Below are 14024 nucleotides of genomic sequence, written 5' to 3'. Positions count from 1 at the left end.
GGATCCGCCTGCCGCGGCTCAGCGCGGCGACACCACTGCCCCGAGGAGCCCCGGCCCCGTGTGCGCACCGATCACCGCGCCCACCTCGCTGACGTGCAGCTCCGCAAGGCCCGGCACCCGCTCGCGGAGCCGGTCGGCGAGGGCCGACGCCCGCTCCGGCGCCGCCAGATGATGCACCGCGACGTCCACACGGCCGGTGCCGGCCCGCTCGACCACGATCTCCTCGAGCCGGGCGATCGCCTTCGACGCCGTCCGCACCTTCTCCAGCATGTCGATGCGCCCGCCGTCCAGCTTCAGCAGCGGCTTCACGGCGAGCGCGGAACCCAGCAGGGCCTGCGCGGCGCCGATGCGGCCGCCCCTGCGCAGATAGTCGAGGGTGTCGACGTAGAAGTACGCGGACGTGCCCGCGGCCCGCTTCTCGGCCGCCGCCACCGCCTCCTCCGCCGAGTCGCCCGCCTCCGCTGCCTGCGCCGCCGCGAGGGCGCAGAAGCCGAGGGCCATCGCGACCATGCCGGTGTCCACCACCCGCACCGGCACCGGCGCGTCCTTCGCGGCGAGGACCGCGGCGTCGTACGTCCCGGAGAACTCCGCGGACAGGTGCAGCGACACGATGGCCGTGGCGCCCGCCTCCGCGACCTTCCGGTACGTCTCGGCGAAGAGCTCGGGGCTGGGCCGGGACGTGGTCACCGGCTTCCGCTTCTGCAGTGCCAGGGCGAGGGAGCGGGCCGAGATCTCGGTGCCCTCCTCCAGCGCCTGATCGCCGAGGACCACGGTCAGGGGCACCGCGGTGATGCCGTGCCGCTCCATCGTCCGCTGCGGCAGGTAGGCCGTTGAATCCGTGACGATCGCGACATGGCGGGACATGAGCTGGAGATTACCCGTCTGAACCCTCGGGCGGCAGCCCGGCCCCTGCACTCAGGTCGTGCTCTCGGGCTTGGCCTTCTTCTCCCAGGGATAGGTGGGCCGCGGGGTGGGCGGAGTGATCGCGGGACGCGTCGGCTCCTGGGCCGCCTTCCGGGCGGACTCGGACGGCTCGGACCAGGTCTGCTCGGCGTCCTTGCCCTGCGCGGGCGCGGGCTCGGGCCACGCGGCGGGGGTCTGGGCGGGCGGGGGCTCCGTCGTCCAGTGCCGCAGGGCGCCCGCCTCCATGTCGATCTGGGTGCTCAGGGAGTCCAGGTCGTCATTGGCGAACCGGCGGGCCCGGTCACGCGCCGACCACCGCAGCGAGTCCGCCGCCTTCGTGATCTGCTCCGTGCGCTCCCGCAGTTCGGGGAGGCGCTCGACCAGGGCGCTCTTGTCCGGGTCGCGCTCCAGGCGCCGGAGCTCGTCGTCCAGCTCGTGGCCGTGCGCGCTGAGCCGCTCGAAGAGCTGCAGGGACTCCTTCAGGGAGGCGTCCTCGGCCACGCCCGCGTGCAGGACGTCCTGCGTGGACCGCATGGACGTGCGCAACGAGAGCCGCAGCTGGGCCAGTTCACCGGCGGTGCCGACCTGCGCGAAGCTCTTCGCCCGGAGCGTGGTGTCCTCCACCGTCCGGCGGGCTTCCGTGATGGTGCGGTCCACGCCTCGCTTGGCCGCCTTGACGACCTTCACCGTTGCGTAGACCCCCAGCACCAAGAACAGCACGACAAGCAGCGCCACGATCGCGACCAAGGCTTCCATGGCGATCCTCTCCGTGTCCGGTCCGCTCCAGCGGTCCACTCCACCGTAAACGGAGAAGGCAGGCCGGAGGTTCCAACAGAACCCCCAACCTGCCCGTAAGGGAAGACCCCGATGCCGCTACGCGGGGACGATGTTCACCAGCTTCGGCGCCCGCACGATCACCTTGCGGATCCCTGCGCCGTCCAGCGCCGCCACGACCTTCTCGTCGGCCAGCGCCACCTTCTCCAGCTCGGCGTCGGAGATCGACGGGGAGACCTCCAGGCGCGCCTTGACCTTGCCCTTGATCTGCACGACGCAGGTCACGGACTCGTCCACGACGTACGCCGGGTCGGCGACCGGGAAGTCCTGGTGGACGACCGAGTCGGTGTGGCCCAGCTTGCGCCACAGCTCCTCGGCGACGTGCGGGGCCAGCGGCGCGATCAGCAGCACCAGGCGCTCCGCGACGGACTTCGGGATCGAGCCGCCGACCTTCGTCAGGTGGTTGTTCAGCTCGGTGATCTTGGCGATGGCGGTGTTGAACCGCATGCCGTCCAGGTCCTGGCGCACGCCGTCGATCGCCTTGTGCAGGGCGCGCAGGGTGCCCTCGTCGATGTCCGACTCGGCGACGTCCGCGACGGTGACCTCACCGGTCGACTCGTCGACGATCAGGCGCCACAGACGCTGCAGCAGGCGGTACTGGCCGACCACCGCACGCGTGTCCCAGGGGCGGGAGACGTCCAGGGGGCCCATCGCCATCTCGTACAGACGCAGGGTGTCCGCGCCGTACTCCTCGCAGATCTCGTCCGGGGTGACGGCGTTCTTCAGGGACTTGCCCATCTTGCCCAGCTCGCGCTTGACCGGCTCGCCCTCGAAGAAGAACTTCCCGTCGCGCTCCTCGACCTCGGCCGCCGGCACCGGGAAGCCGCGGCTGTCCCGGTAGACGTAGGCCTGGATCATGCCCTGGTTGTACAGCTTGTGGAACGGCTCCGCCGACGAGATGTGGCCCAGGTCGAACAGGATCTTCGACCAGAAGCGGGCGTACAGCAGGTGCAGCACCGCGTGCTCGGCGCCGCCCACGTACAGGTCGACGCCGCCGGTCGGCTGCCCCTCGCGCGGGCCCATCCAGTACTGCTCGATGGCGGGGTCGACCATCTTCTGGTCGTTGTGCGGGTCCAGGTAGCGCAGCTCGTACCAGCACGAACCCGCCCAGTTGGGCATGGTGTTGGTCTCGCGGCGGTACTTCTTGGGGCCGTCGCCCAGGTCCAGGGTGACGTTGACCCAGTCCTCGTTGCGGGACAGGGGCGTCTCCGGAGAGGTGTCCGCGTCGTCCGGGTCGAAGGTGCGCGGGGAGTAGTCGTCGACCTCCGGCAGCTCCAGGGGCAGCATCGACTCGGGCAGCGAGTGGGCGATGCCGTCCTCGTCGTAGACGATCGGGAAGGGCTCGCCCCAGTAGCGCTGGCGGCTGAACAGCCAGTCGCGCAGGCGGAAGTTGACAGTGCCCTCACCGATGCCGCGGGTGGCCAGCCAGCCGGTGATGCGGGCCTTGGCGTCGACGACGCCCAGGCCGTCCAGGGAGATCTCCTCGTTCGAGGAGTTGATCAGCTTCGCCTCGTACGAGGAGAAGGCGTCGTCCCACGTCGTGGTGTCGGTGCCGCGGTCGTCGGAGGGCTCGACGACGCAGTGCATCGGCAGGTGGAAGGCGCGCGCGAAGGCGAAGTCGCGGCTGTCGTGCGCGGGGACGGCCATGATCGCGCCGGTGCCGTAGCCCATCAGGACATAGTCGGCGATGAAGACCGGGACCTGCTCGCCGCTGACCGGGTTGGTGGCGTAGACGCCGGTGAAGACGCCGGTCTTCTCCTTGGCGTCGGCCTGGCGCTCGACGTCGGACTTGGACGCGGCGAACGCGCGGTACTTGGCGACGGCCTCGGCCGGCGTCGCGTGCCCGCCGGTCCACACCTCGTGGGTGCCCTCGGGCCAGGCCGCGGGAACGACCTTGTCGACCAGCTCGTGCTCGGGCGCCAGGACCATGTAGGTCGCGCCGAACAGGGTGTCCTGGCGGGTGGTGAAGACGGTGATGGCGTCGCCCTCGGAGCCCACGGGGAAGTCCACGCGGGCGCCTTCGGAGCGGCCGATCCAGTTGCGCTGCTGCAGCTTGATGGCCTCGGGCCAGTCCAGCGCGTCCAGGTCGTCCAGCAGCCGGTCGGCGTAGGCGGTGATGCGCATGTTCCACTGGCGCAGCTTGGCCTTGAAGACGGGGAAGTTGCCGCGCTCGGAACGGCCGTCGGCGGTGACCTCCTCGTTGGCCAGGACGGTGCCCAGGCCGGGGCACCAGTTGACGGGCGCGTCGGAGGCGTACGCCAGGCGGTACCGGCTCAGCACGTCCGCGCGCTCCGAGGCGCTCAGCTCGCTCCACGCGCGCGTGGAGTCCGGTACGGCGCGCTCACCGCTGTCGAACTGGGCGACCAGGTCGGCGATGGGGCGGGCCCTCTTGGCGTCGGCGTCGTACCAGGAGTTGAAGATCTGGACGAAGATCCACTGGGTCCACTTGTAGTAGTCCGGGTCGATCGTCGCGAACGAGCGGCGCTTGTCGTGGCCCAGGCCCAGGGAGCGCAGCTGCGCCTTCATGTTCTCCATGTTGGCCTCGGTGGAGACCCGAGGGTGGGTGCCCGTCTGCACGGCGTACTGCTCGGCGGGCAGGCCGAACGCGTCGAAGCCCAGGGTGTGCAGGACGTTGTGGCCGTTCATGCGCTGGAAGCGCGCGAAGACGTCCGTGGCGATGTAGCCCAGCGGGTGGCCGACGTGCAGGCCCGCTCCGGAGGGGTACGGGAACATGTCCATGATGAACTTCTTGGGCTTGGCGACCAGAGCGGCCTCCGCCTCGCTCCGCGCGGCCATGTCACCGCTCGGGTTCGGCGCCTCGTAGGTGCCGTCGGCGTCCCAGAAGTCCTGCCAGCGTGCCTCGATCTCGGCGGCCAGAGCGGCCGTATAGCGGTGCGGCGCGGCCACCTCGGAGGCGGCAGCAGAATTCGTCTCGCTCATGATCCTCAAAGCTCCATCGATCGTCTCTGCCTGCGGAATTGACCGTCCTGGTCAAACAAAAATGCCCCTCGCACAGGAGGGGACGCCGCGCCGATTCCGACCGCGATTCACCGGCGGTCGGGACTGATCAGCGCGGCCCGCTAAGCAGAAGGCGTACGGCACGCATGGCGTCAGGGTACCGCAGCCCTCACGCGGCCCGCGACGAGCTTCCCCGCGCGGCCCCCGAAGGGCCCGACCACCACCCTTGGCCAAGGATTACTCCGCGTACCGCCCCCTAACGGGGCAACACCAAGATCGCGTCGCGCTTTGATAACAACGCAATAACTCAAACCCCGTACCCACCGGTATGGAGCGACTTAGCATGCGGCGGGACCGAACCATTTCGGAGCCGCCCCCATGAACCCTCTGCACCCTCATCGCAAGAGCCGTTCCCTCCCCCTTTCGGCAAGGCCCTCACCCCCGCGCTCCTTACCCCCGTCACGGGCCCTGGGCGCCGGAGTCCTGCTCCTGATACCCCTGCTCGTCCTCGTCGGCAGCGACCGCTTCCGTGCCGCCCTCGACTTCACCACCGGCGTCCTGTGCCTGGTCTCGCTCACCGCCTCCGTGGTCTGGGGCCTGGTCGCCACGGACCGCCTGTTCCTCCACTCGCGCCAGCGCCTGCTCGCCCAGGCCGTGCACCGGACGACGGCGGTCGCCTCCATCGGCTTCCTGCTGCTGCACGGCACCGTCAAGGTCGCGCTCGACCACGTGTCGCTCCTCGGCGCCCTGCTGCCCTTCGGGCTCGGCGTCTCCGGCAGCGCCGGGCTCATCGGCCTCGGCTCGCTGGCCGGCCTCCTCATGGTCGCCACGGGCGTCACCGGCGCCCTTCGGAGTGCCTTCGCCTCCCCCGCGCGGATCGCGTCGCGCTGGCGGGCGCTGCACATGCTCGCCTACCCCGCCTGGTGCGCCGCGCTGCTCCACGGCCTGTACGCGGGGCGTCCGCCGAAGCCGTGGGTGACCGCCCTGTACTGCCTGTGCCTGGTCGCGGTCGCCGGGGCCGTCGCGCTGCGTGCGGCACCCCGCCCGGTCAAGCGGAAGGTCGCCGCCCGGATCCTGGCCCTGCTGGAGCCCGAGCGCGGCGCCCCGCCCCGCCAGGAGCCCCGCGCGCGGGACACCGCTTTCGACTCGCTCAGGGAAGAGCCGCCCGCGCGGGACACCGCCTTCGCCCCGCTGCCCGGCTCGACCGCCGCCGTCTCCGCCCCGGACCCGGCCGTCGGCATCTCGGCCGCCTACCGCGCGCTGGCGCCCGCCTCGGCCCCGTACCCCACCGGCACCCTGCCCCGCACCGAACCCGCCGGGCGGTGGCCCGCGCCGTCGCCCCCACCCCCCGTCGAGTCGCCCTACGTGGCGCCCCAGCCCACGTACGACACCGCTCCCCAGCCCGTCTACGACCCCGCGTACGAGCCGTTCGCCGACTCCGCGTACGAGCCCGCCCTCGACCCCGCGTACGACAGCGGCCCCGCCACCGAACCGCTGCCCCGGCCCTTTCAGGCCCCCAGCTCGGGCGAGCCCTGGAACGCCGCCACCGGAGGCCACCCGTGAACGCGTCACTGCCCGACGTCCCCGAAGTCCGCGTCGTCGGCCTGCCGTTGCTCACCTCGGGGTTCGATCTCGTCGAACGCCTCGACCTCGGCATGCACCTGAAGGTGCACGGTCCCCTCGAACCCATGGCGGGCGAGCCGCTCGCCCGCCTCGCCGAGGACATCGTGCTGCGCGGCCGGGGCGGCGCGGGCTTCCCCTTCGCGCACAAGCTGCGGGCCGTCGCCGACGCGGCGATCCGTCGCGGCGTACGCCCTGTGGTGGTCGTCAACGGCAGCGAGGACGAGCCCGCCTGCCGCAAGGACACCGTCCTGATCAACCGCGCCCCGCACCTCATCCTGGACGGCGCCCTGCTCGCCGCCGAGGCCCTCGGGGCCCGCACTCTGGTCGTCGGCGTGACCCGCGACTCCACCGAGGCCTCGATGCGCGCCGCCCTCGCCGAGCGCGGTCTGAGCAACCGGCGCGGATCGCCCCTGCGCGCACGCGTGCAGCGCAATCCGGTGCGCATGGTCACCGGGGAGTCCTCCGCCCTGGTCCGCTCGGCGGACGGCGGCCCCCCGATACCGCCGGGCCGCAAGGTGCGTACGTCCGACTCCGGAGTGGGCGGCGCACCCACCCTGCTCTCCAACGCGGAGACGTTCGCCCAGCTCGCCGTCGCCTCGCGGACCGGCGCCGACCGCTACGGCCGCACGGGCCTGCGCGAGGAGCCGGGCACAGTGCTGCTGACCCTCTCCGGAGCGGTCGCGCGGCCGATGGTCGTCGAGGTCCCCACCGGAGTGCCCTTGCGGTACGTCCTCCAGCTCGCCGGCGCGCCCGCGCTCCCCCAGGGGGTGCTGACGGGCGGCTATCACGGCAAGTGGCTCGACGGCGTCACGGCACACGACGCGGTCGTCTCCCGCGCCTCCCTGGAGGCCTGCGGGGGCGCGCTCGGCGCGGGGGCGATCCTGCCGATCGGCGAGGGCACCTGTCCGCTCGGGGAGTCGCTGCACGTCGCGAACTGGCTGGCCGCCGAGAGCTCCGGGCAGTGCGGTCCCTGCTACCTCGGCCTCCCCGCGGCGGCCCGCGGCCTCGCGGACGTCCTGCAGGGCGGCGGCCCGACCGCCCTCGAGGCGCTGCGCGAGGTGACCCGGGCCGTGAAGCGGCGCGGCGCGTGCAAGCACCCGGACGGCTCGGCGGCCTTCCTGGAATCGGCGGTCTCGGTGTTCACGGACGACCTGGCGGCGCACGTCCTGGGCGGCGGCTGCGGCCGTCCCGTCGAGGGCGTCCTGCCTCTCCAGGAAGAGATCGCCCAGGCCGAGGCGCCCAGCGGCAGCAGGCTGGCCGTCGACTGGACGCTCTGCCAGGGCCACGGGCTGTGCGCGGACATCGTCCCGGAGCTGATCCAGCTGGGCCCCGACGGCTTCCCCTCGGTGGCGGAAGCCTCCGTACCGCGTTACTCCGAAGCACGTGCCTCACGCGCCGTGCGCCGCTGCCCCGCGCTCGCCCTGCGCATCGAGGAGGACCCGAAGGCGACGCCCGTGGTCCGCCCGTCGCTGCCGGCCGCGCTCCCTCCGGGACGCGGCCGCAGGGCACTGGGCAGCGGAAGGCAGTGACAGCCGAGGAACGACCGGCGGCAACGGAGAAACCGCCGACAACGAAAGAGCGGGCCACCCGATTCGGGTGGCCCGCTCTCATCTTCTGTGGAGCTAAGGAGAATTGAACTCCTGACCTCCTGCATGCCATGCAGGCGCTCTACCAACTGAGCTATAGCCCCTTGCTTTGTCCGCCCGGTTTCCCCGGCGGCTCCGCCAACATTACACGGTCCTACCCGTGCTCCACCAAATCGTTTCCGGTCTGGGCGGATACCAACCGATACGCCCGGTACTGTCAGCCGTCGTGACCGTGATCGCGCTCGCCGCCGCCCGCCGCCGTGTGCCCCTGGCCGCCGGAGCCTGCCTGCTGTCCTTCACGGCCTTCTGGATCGCCCAGCGCGCGGCAGACGTCTCGATGATCGACCTCATGGTCTACCGGGCCGAGGGAGAGACCGTGCGCGCGGGCGGCGACCTGTACGCGCTGCGCACCACCGAGGCCCATCTCCCCACCACGTACCCACCGTTCGCCGCCCTCCTGTTCACACCGCTGACGCTCCTGGAGACGGCGGACATGCGCACCCTGGGGACCCTGGGGAACCTGCTGCTCCTAGTCGCGTTCGTGCACCTCTCCCTGCGGCTCATCGGCGACGGGCGGCACGCGCGCGCGGAGAGCGCCCTGTGGGTGTCCGCGCTCGCCGTCTGGTGCGAGCCGGTGTGGACGACGTTGCGGTACGGACAGATCAACCTGCTGCTCGCCGCCCTCGTCCTGTGGGACCTGTCCCGGCGCCCCGGTCACCGCTGGGCGGGCGTGGGCGTCGGCATCGCGGCGGCGATCAAGCTCACGCCCGCGCTCTTCGCGGTGTTCCTGCTGCTCACGGGGGCGGCTGAGGCCTCGCGGCGGGGCACGTGGCGGCCTGCCGTGCGGCACGCGTGCGTGGCCGCCGCGTCGTTCGCCGGCGCGACGCTCCTCGCGGCCGCCGTCCTGCCGTACGACTCGTGGCGCTTCTGGACACGCATGGTCTTCGAGGCGGGCCGGGTCGGGCTCGCCGAGGACACCGCGAACCAGTCGCTGCGCGGCGTTCTCGCGCGGCTTCTGCACACCGGGGAGCCGGGCGGCGCGTGGGTCCTGGCCGCCGCCGTGGTCGGCCTGCTCGGCCTCGCGGTCGCGGTGGCCTCGGCGCTGCGCGGGGAGCGGGCCTGGGCGGCGCTCGCCTGTGCGGCGACGGCGCTCCTGGTGAGCCCGGTGTCGTGGTCGCACCACTGGGTGTGGTGCGTGCCGATGGTGCTGCTGCTGGGCGTGGAGGCGACGCGCCGGGGCGGCCGGGCGCCGTGGGCGGTCGCCGGGGTGGCCGGCCTGGTCTTCTGCTCGTACGCCCTGTGGTGGGTGCCGCACGGGGCGGGTCGGCTTGAACTCGCCCAGAATCTTGGCCAGATGACGCTGTCGGCCCTCTACGTAGTGACCGCTTTTGTGTTCCTGCTGGTCGCGTCCGCGCGCTCGCGGACGGTCACGGGGGCCCGGACGACCACGCCGTGACGACCGGTCACGCGGTCGCGAACGAGTAGAACCTCTTGAGCGTGCAGTGCTCGTCCAGCAGCCGACCGTAGATCGGCTCCCCTTCGAGTTCGCGGTACGTCTCGATGGGGTCGCCCTTTATGATCAGCGCCCGTGCGCACTCCTCGCACCAGTACTGGTACTCCTGGTTGAGCGGTTCCATGTCGCGGACGATCGGTGTGCCACTGCCGCACCAGTCGCATTTCCGCCTGTGTGCACCCATCGATCAGCTCCAGCTGTGGCCGCAGGCGGTACACACGTACGAGACTCCGCCGTTGTCGCCGAGTACTTGGGCGACGTGGGACGAGCCGCAGGAAGGGCAGTTGAGGAGCGTGCGCAGCGAGGCCCGTTCTCGTACGGCCGCCTCGCCGAAGAGGCGGTCGACCTCTCCGAGGATGCTCGCAGGCATCGCGCTCTCCCTCCCGTCGGGCTGCGTCCCCTTCCGGCCGTCCGATTCTGCCACGGTCTGAGCGACCCGGTCAGCGACGCATTCGTACCAGTCCGGACACGGCGCCGAGTGCGGCCGCGACATCCGGCGCGCAGGCGCACACCGGGAGCGCGCCCCCGGAAGCGCGAGCGCCGCCGACGGAGACGGTGAAGGCAGTGGAGACAGCGGGGCCGACGGAGGCAACAGAAAATCCCGCCCCCTGATGGGGACGGGATTTCCGGGACTGTGGAGCTAAGGAGAATTGAACTCCTGACCTCCTGCATGCCATGCAGGCGCTCTACCAACTGAGCTATAGCCCCTTGTGTTCTTCCGTTCCCCCCGCTTGGCGGGGCGAACAAGAAGAACTTTAGCCTGCGACCAGCCGGAATGTGAAATCCGGGTCCGGCGGCCCTCCGGAGCGGCTCCCGAGCGGCTCCGAAGTGGGGTTCCGGAGCGCTCAGTCGTCGTCGCCGAGCACCGGTTCCGGCAGCGTGCCTGCGTTGTGCTCAAGGAGGCGCCAGCCCCGCGCGCCCTGGCCGAGGACCGACCAGCAGCAGTTGGAGAGACCGCCGAGGCCCTCCCAGTGGTGGGACTCCAGGCCGAGGAGGCGACCGATCGTGGTGCGGATGGTGCCGCCGTGGCTGACCACCACGAGCGTGCCGTTGTCGGGCAGCTTCTCGGCATGGCGCAGGACGACGGGCGCGGCCCGGTCGGCGACCTCGGTCTCCAGCTCGCCGCCGCCGCGGCGCACCGGCTCGCCGCGCTTCCACGCGGCGTACTGCTCGCCGAAGCGGGCGATGATCTCGTCGTGCGTCAGGCCCTGCCACTCACCGGCGTACGTCTCCTGGAGGGCCTCCTCGTGCGTGACGGGGAGGCCGGTGATCGCGGAGAGTTCACCGGCCGTGGCCGCGGCGCGCTTGAGGTCGGAGGCGACGATGGCGTCCGGCTTCAGGGAGGCGAGCAGCCGGGCGGCGCGCCTGGCCTGCGCGATGCCCGTCTCGGTCAGGTCGATGTCCGTGGAGCCCTGGAAGCGGCGCTCCAGGTTCCAGGACGTCTGGCCGTGCCGCCACAGGATGATCCGGCAGCCGCGGTTGCTCACCGCAGCTCACCGTCCAGGTCGGCCTCCTCCGCGGCCTGCTGCTCGGCGTGCTCGGCGGCCTTGCCGCGGGTCGCCTTGGCGTCGTCGGGCAGCCCGATCTCGGGGCAGTCCTTCCACAGGCGCTCGAGGGCGTAGAAGACGCGCTCCTCGCTGTGCTGGACGTGCACCACGATGTCCACGTAGTCGAGGAGGATCCAGCGGGCGTCGCGGTCGCCCTCGCGGCGGACCGGCTTGGCGCCGAGCTGCTTGTTCAGCTGCTCCTCGATCTCGTCGACGATCGACTTGACCTGGCGGTCGTTGGGTGCGGAGGCGAGCAGGAAGGCGTCCGTGATCGACAGCACGTCGCTGACGTCGTACGCGATGATGTCGTGCGCGAGCTTGTCGGCAGCCGCCTGCGCGGCGACGTTGATGAGCTCGATGGAGCGGTCCGTGGCGGTCACTAGAGAGCTTTCCTTCGGATGGTCGATACACCCCAAGGGTCTCACGGACCGCCGACGGCGCCCCAGACGTTTTCGTCACCGCCCCCGCGCGGAGGGCTTCACCCGGCCCGGTAGTCCTGGCCGAGGACGACGGAGACGTCGGCGTTCGAGGCCGTCTTGCCCTTGCGGACCGCGCTCGCCGGCAGGCCGAGCGTCTTGGCGACCTCGGTGGCCTGCGTCTTCTTGGCCTCGTCGGCGTAGGTGACCTGAGAGGTGGGCTGGGCCGCGGGGACCGAGCCGCCGTCGATGAAGGTGTAGCCACCATTGACCAGGGAGACCCTGGCGCCCTGGGCCGCGTCCTTCTTGCCGGAGGCGTTCTTGACGCCGACCCGCACGGCATCGCCCTTCTCCGGGCTCTTCACGGCGCCGCCGAGGACGTCCTCGACCACGGTGTCGGCCGCCCGCTCGGTCAGCGTGCCGTCCTGCCGCACGGGCAGCAGCGTCGTCTTGTAGTCGCCGCCCTTCGCGCGGTCGGCGAGCTTGGCGAGGAAGGCTCCGAGGTCCTTCTCCTTGAGCGAGGGGTCGAGGATCTGCGCGAGCGACTCGACGGTGGTCGTGGCCGCCTGCGGGTCCGAGGAGAGCTTGCGCAGAACGCCCTGCATGACCGCGCCGAAGCGGGACAGCTGCGCGGACTCGGCCTCGCCGGGCGCACGGTAGGTGGCGTACGCGACGGCCATCGGACCGCTCAGGGTCTGCTGCTCGCCCTTCTTGACGAGGGGCGCCTCGCCGCTCTTCGCCTTCGGGTCGGGCACGTCGGTGTTCGTGTCGATGTCGATGTTGCCGACGAGCTCGACGAGGTTGTTCAGGTACGGGGTGTCCAGCCGCCAGGTGCCCTCGACCGAGGTGCCGAGCACCGTGTCGATCGACTCGCGGGTGCCGGTGGAACCGTCGCCGTCGACGGACTTGCCGAGCGTCGTCGGCGTACCGTCCTCGTCCGACACCGCAAGGGAGTTGGGCAGCAGGACGGTGGCGCCCTGCTTGGTGGTGGCGTTGTCCACCAGGAGCGCGGTGGAGGTGTTCTTGCTCTTGGTGTTGTGCAGGTGGACGACGATGACGTCGCGCTTCTGCGGTCCCGTGGCCGCGGCGCCGCCGCCCTCGTCGTCCGACTGGCCGGGCAGCTTGCCCGCGAACCACAGGTATCCGACGCCGCCCGCGACGACCAGCGCGAGGACCACGACGAGCGCGACGACCCGGGAGCGCCCGCGGCGCTTGGCCTCCTCGCGCCGCTCGGTGCGGCTCTCGGTGAACTTCAGCCAGTCGATGACGTCTTCGGAGTCCTCGTCCGGCTCCTCGATGAAGGAGAACTGCTCGGTCTTGTACTCGCGGGGCTGTTCACGGGGTTGTTCGCGCGGCTGCTCATGCCGCGCGGGCTCAGGCGCGGGCTCGGGCACGGCTTCACGCGCCGACTGAGGCGCCCGCTGCGGCTGCGCTTGCTGATGCTGCTGCGGTTGGTGTTGTTGCTGTTGCTGTTGCTGTTGCGGAATCCAGCCGGTGTCGTACGAGGTCCCTGAACTCCCGTACGCGTCATAGGGACCGTTGTCGTACCCGGCCTGGTATCCCTGCTGCTGCCCACTCGCATACGGGTCGTACCCGTAGCCCTGGGACTGCTGCTGGTGAGACTGCTGCGGGGGCACCTGCGGCTGCACCTGCTGGTACACCGGCCGCCCGTACTCGTCGTACCCGACGACCTGGTACTGATCAGCCGCGTACTCGCCCGCATACGGATCGCTGCCCGCATACGGGTCGTACTGTCGGTCGTTCACCGGTGCCCCTCTCGGCTCATTCGCCGCGGTACAGCTCGCGCTTGTCGATGTAACGCACCACACCGTCCGGCACCAGGTACCAGACGGGGTCCCCCTTGGCGACCCGCGCGCGGCAGTCCGTGGAGGAGATGGCCAGGGCCGGCACCTCCACCAGGGAGACGCCGCCCTTCGGCAGGCCGGGGTCGGCCAGCGTATGACCCGGCCGGGTGACCCCGATGAAGTGCGCGAGGGAGAACAGCTCTTCCGTGTCCCGCCAGGTGAGGATCTGGCCGAGGGCGTCGGCGCCCGTGATGAAGAAGAGGTCCGTGTCGGGGTTGAGGGCGCGCAGATCGCGCAGCGTGTCCGTGGTGTAGGTCGCCCCGCCGCGGTCGATGTCGATGCGGCTCACCGAGAACTGGGGGTTCTCGGCGGTCGCGATGACCGTCATCAGATAGCGGTCCTCGGCAGGTGACACCTGCTTGTCGCTCTTCTGCCACGGCTGGCCGGTCGGCACGAACACCACCTCGTCGAGGTGGAATTGCGCGGCGACCTCGCTGGCCGCCACGAGGTGTCCGTGGTGGATCGGATCAAACGTTCCGCCCATGACGCCCAGGCGGCGCTTGCCGTTGCTCACCGGACCGGTCCCCGGACCGGTAGGCATGTCCTGCTCTCCCATGCGTGCAGACCCTACCGGCCCGGTCGACGGGCCCTGATCCGGCTAGCGGTCCCGGTTGAAGCGCGTGGTGATCCACAGGAGCAGCATGAGCGCGACGAAGGCGCCGCCGCCCGTGAGGAGAGGGCTGAGGCTTTCGTGGTTGCCGCCGTGCTCGCCGCCCTCGGAGGCGAGAGTGACCAGCTGGGCGGCGGTGCTGTGGAGGCTCATCTCAGGCAGGACCTAT

Annotated in this window: 13 protein-coding genes and 2 tRNA genes; 3 read left to right on the top strand and 12 right to left on the bottom strand. The window is 71.2% G+C overall.

Translation table 11 applies throughout. The features are described 5' to 3' along the window. Positions 1–18: 18 nt before the first annotated feature. The 3 genes from ACZ4D5_RS02360 to leuS form a co-directional block, all read right to left on the bottom strand. Positions 19–864 (bottom strand): DegV family protein, encoded by an 846-nt coding sequence (locus ACZ4D5_RS02360; protein ID WP_467770431.1) that lies wholly within the window; start codon positions 862–864, stop codon positions 19–21. A 51-nt stretch (positions 865–915) separates the two neighbouring features. Then, on the bottom strand, positions 916–1659 hold the full coding sequence (locus ACZ4D5_RS02355) for a hypothetical protein (RefSeq protein WP_467770430.1): 744 nt from the start codon (positions 1657–1659) through the stop codon (positions 916–918). A 117-nt stretch (positions 1660–1776) separates the two neighbouring features. After that, complete coding sequence (gene leuS / locus ACZ4D5_RS02350) at positions 1777–4677, bottom strand: leucine--tRNA ligase (RefSeq protein ID WP_467770429.1); 2901 nt, start codon at positions 4675–4677, stop codon at positions 1777–1779. Between the two features lie 396 nt (positions 4678–5073). Here leuS and ACZ4D5_RS02345 point away from each other — a divergent pair, with 396 nt between their 5' ends. Both ACZ4D5_RS02345 and ACZ4D5_RS02340 read left to right on the top strand, forming a co-directional pair. Then, complete coding sequence (locus ACZ4D5_RS02345; protein WP_467770428.1) at positions 5074–6258, top strand: cytochrome b/b6 domain-containing protein; 1185 nt, start codon at positions 5074–5076, stop codon at positions 6256–6258. Further along, on the top strand, positions 6255–7847 hold the full coding sequence (locus ACZ4D5_RS02340) for a ferredoxin (RefSeq protein WP_467770427.1): 1593 nt from the start codon (positions 6255–6257) through the stop codon (positions 7845–7847). Before ACZ4D5_RS02345 ends, ACZ4D5_RS02340 begins: the two co-directional genes overlap by 4 nt. 88 nt (positions 7848–7935) lie before the next feature. Here the strand turns inward: ACZ4D5_RS02340 and ACZ4D5_RS02335 are convergent. Then, positions 7936–8008 (bottom strand) — tRNA-Ala (locus ACZ4D5_RS02335). A 122-nt stretch (positions 8009–8130) separates the two neighbouring features. Between ACZ4D5_RS02335 and ACZ4D5_RS02330 the strand changes: the two genes are divergently transcribed. Continuing rightward, the gene (locus tag ACZ4D5_RS02330; protein ID WP_467770426.1) at positions 8131–9360 is read left to right on the top strand and encodes a glycosyltransferase 87 family protein; all 1230 of its coding nucleotides are present in this window, start codon (positions 8131–8133) and stop codon (positions 9358–9360) included. Positions 9361–9367: 7 nt separating this feature from the next. Here ACZ4D5_RS02330 and ACZ4D5_RS02325 read toward each other — a convergent pair whose 3' ends face one another. The 8 genes from ACZ4D5_RS02325 to ACZ4D5_RS02290 form a co-directional block, all read right to left on the bottom strand. Further along, a complete protein-coding gene (locus tag ACZ4D5_RS02325; RefSeq protein ID WP_467770425.1) occupies positions 9368–9601 on the bottom strand; it encodes a hypothetical protein in 234 nt (77 codons plus the stop codon). 3 nt (positions 9602–9604) lie between these two features. Then, positions 9605–9787, bottom strand: coding sequence for a hypothetical protein (locus ACZ4D5_RS02320; RefSeq protein WP_467770424.1), 183 nt, complete (start codon positions 9785–9787; stop codon positions 9605–9607). A gap of 265 nt (positions 9788–10052) precedes the next feature. Then, positions 10053–10125 (bottom strand) — tRNA-Ala (locus ACZ4D5_RS02315). A 137-nt stretch (positions 10126–10262) separates the two neighbouring features. Then, positions 10263–10904 (bottom strand): histidine phosphatase family protein, encoded by a 642-nt coding sequence (locus ACZ4D5_RS02310; RefSeq protein ID WP_467770423.1) that lies wholly within the window; start codon positions 10902–10904, stop codon positions 10263–10265. Next, positions 10901–11344 carry a ribosome silencing factor gene (gene rsfS, locus ACZ4D5_RS02305; protein WP_467770422.1) on the bottom strand — a complete coding sequence of 148 codons (444 nt, stop codon included), beginning with the start codon at positions 11342–11344 and terminating at the stop codon, positions 10901–10903. The genes ACZ4D5_RS02310 and rsfS overlap by 4 nt, the downstream gene beginning before the upstream one ends. A 98-nt stretch (positions 11345–11442) precedes the next feature. Continuing rightward, positions 11443–13146, bottom strand: coding sequence for an LCP family protein (locus ACZ4D5_RS02300; protein ID WP_467770421.1), 1704 nt, complete (start codon positions 13144–13146; stop codon positions 11443–11445). Positions 13147–13162: 16 nt separating this feature from the next. Further along, positions 13163–13801: a nicotinate-nucleotide adenylyltransferase gene (gene nadD, locus ACZ4D5_RS02295; protein WP_055702806.1), complete on the bottom strand. Its 639-nt coding sequence runs from the start codon at positions 13799–13801 to the stop codon at positions 13163–13165. A gap of 42 nt (positions 13802–13843) precedes the next feature. After that, the gene (locus ACZ4D5_RS02290; RefSeq protein WP_362339618.1) at positions 13844–14008 is read right to left on the bottom strand and encodes a hypothetical protein; all 165 of its coding nucleotides are present in this window, start codon (positions 14006–14008) and stop codon (positions 13844–13846) included. Positions 14009–14024: the final 16 nt, after the last annotated feature.

The sequence above is a fragment of the Streptomyces sp. NPDC025651 genome (assembly GCF_055558735.1).
This window is presented reverse-complemented; position numbering and strand designations above follow the sequence as displayed.

Excerpts from the sequence above, each read along its gene's own strand:
- ACZ4D5_RS02360 (WP_467770431.1), bottom strand. The coding sequence starts at position 864 with ATGTCCCGCCATGTCGCGATCGTCACGGATTCAACGGCCTACCTGCCG.
- ACZ4D5_RS02355 (WP_467770430.1), bottom strand. The coding sequence starts at position 1,659 with ATGGAAGCCTTGGTCGCGATCGTGGCGCTGCTTGTCGTGCTGTTCTTG.
- leuS (WP_467770429.1), bottom strand. The coding sequence starts at position 4,677 with ATGAGCGAGACGAATTCTGCTGCCGCCTCCGAGGTGGCCGCGCCGCAC.
- ACZ4D5_RS02345 (WP_467770428.1), top strand. The coding sequence starts at position 5,074 with ATGAACCCTCTGCACCCTCATCGCAAGAGCCGTTCCCTCCCCCTTTCG.
- ACZ4D5_RS02325 (WP_467770425.1), bottom strand. The coding sequence starts at position 9,601 with ATGGGTGCACACAGGCGGAAATGCGACTGGTGCGGCAGTGGCACACCG.
- ACZ4D5_RS02320 (WP_467770424.1), bottom strand. The coding sequence starts at position 9,787 with ATGCCTGCGAGCATCCTCGGAGAGGTCGACCGCCTCTTCGGCGAGGCG.
- nadD (WP_055702806.1), bottom strand. The coding sequence starts at position 13,801 with ATGGGAGAGCAGGACATGCCTACCGGTCCGGGGACCGGTCCGGTGAGC.
- ACZ4D5_RS02290 (WP_362339618.1), bottom strand. The coding sequence starts at position 14,008 with ATGAGCCTCCACAGCACCGCCGCCCAGCTGGTCACTCTCGCCTCCGAG.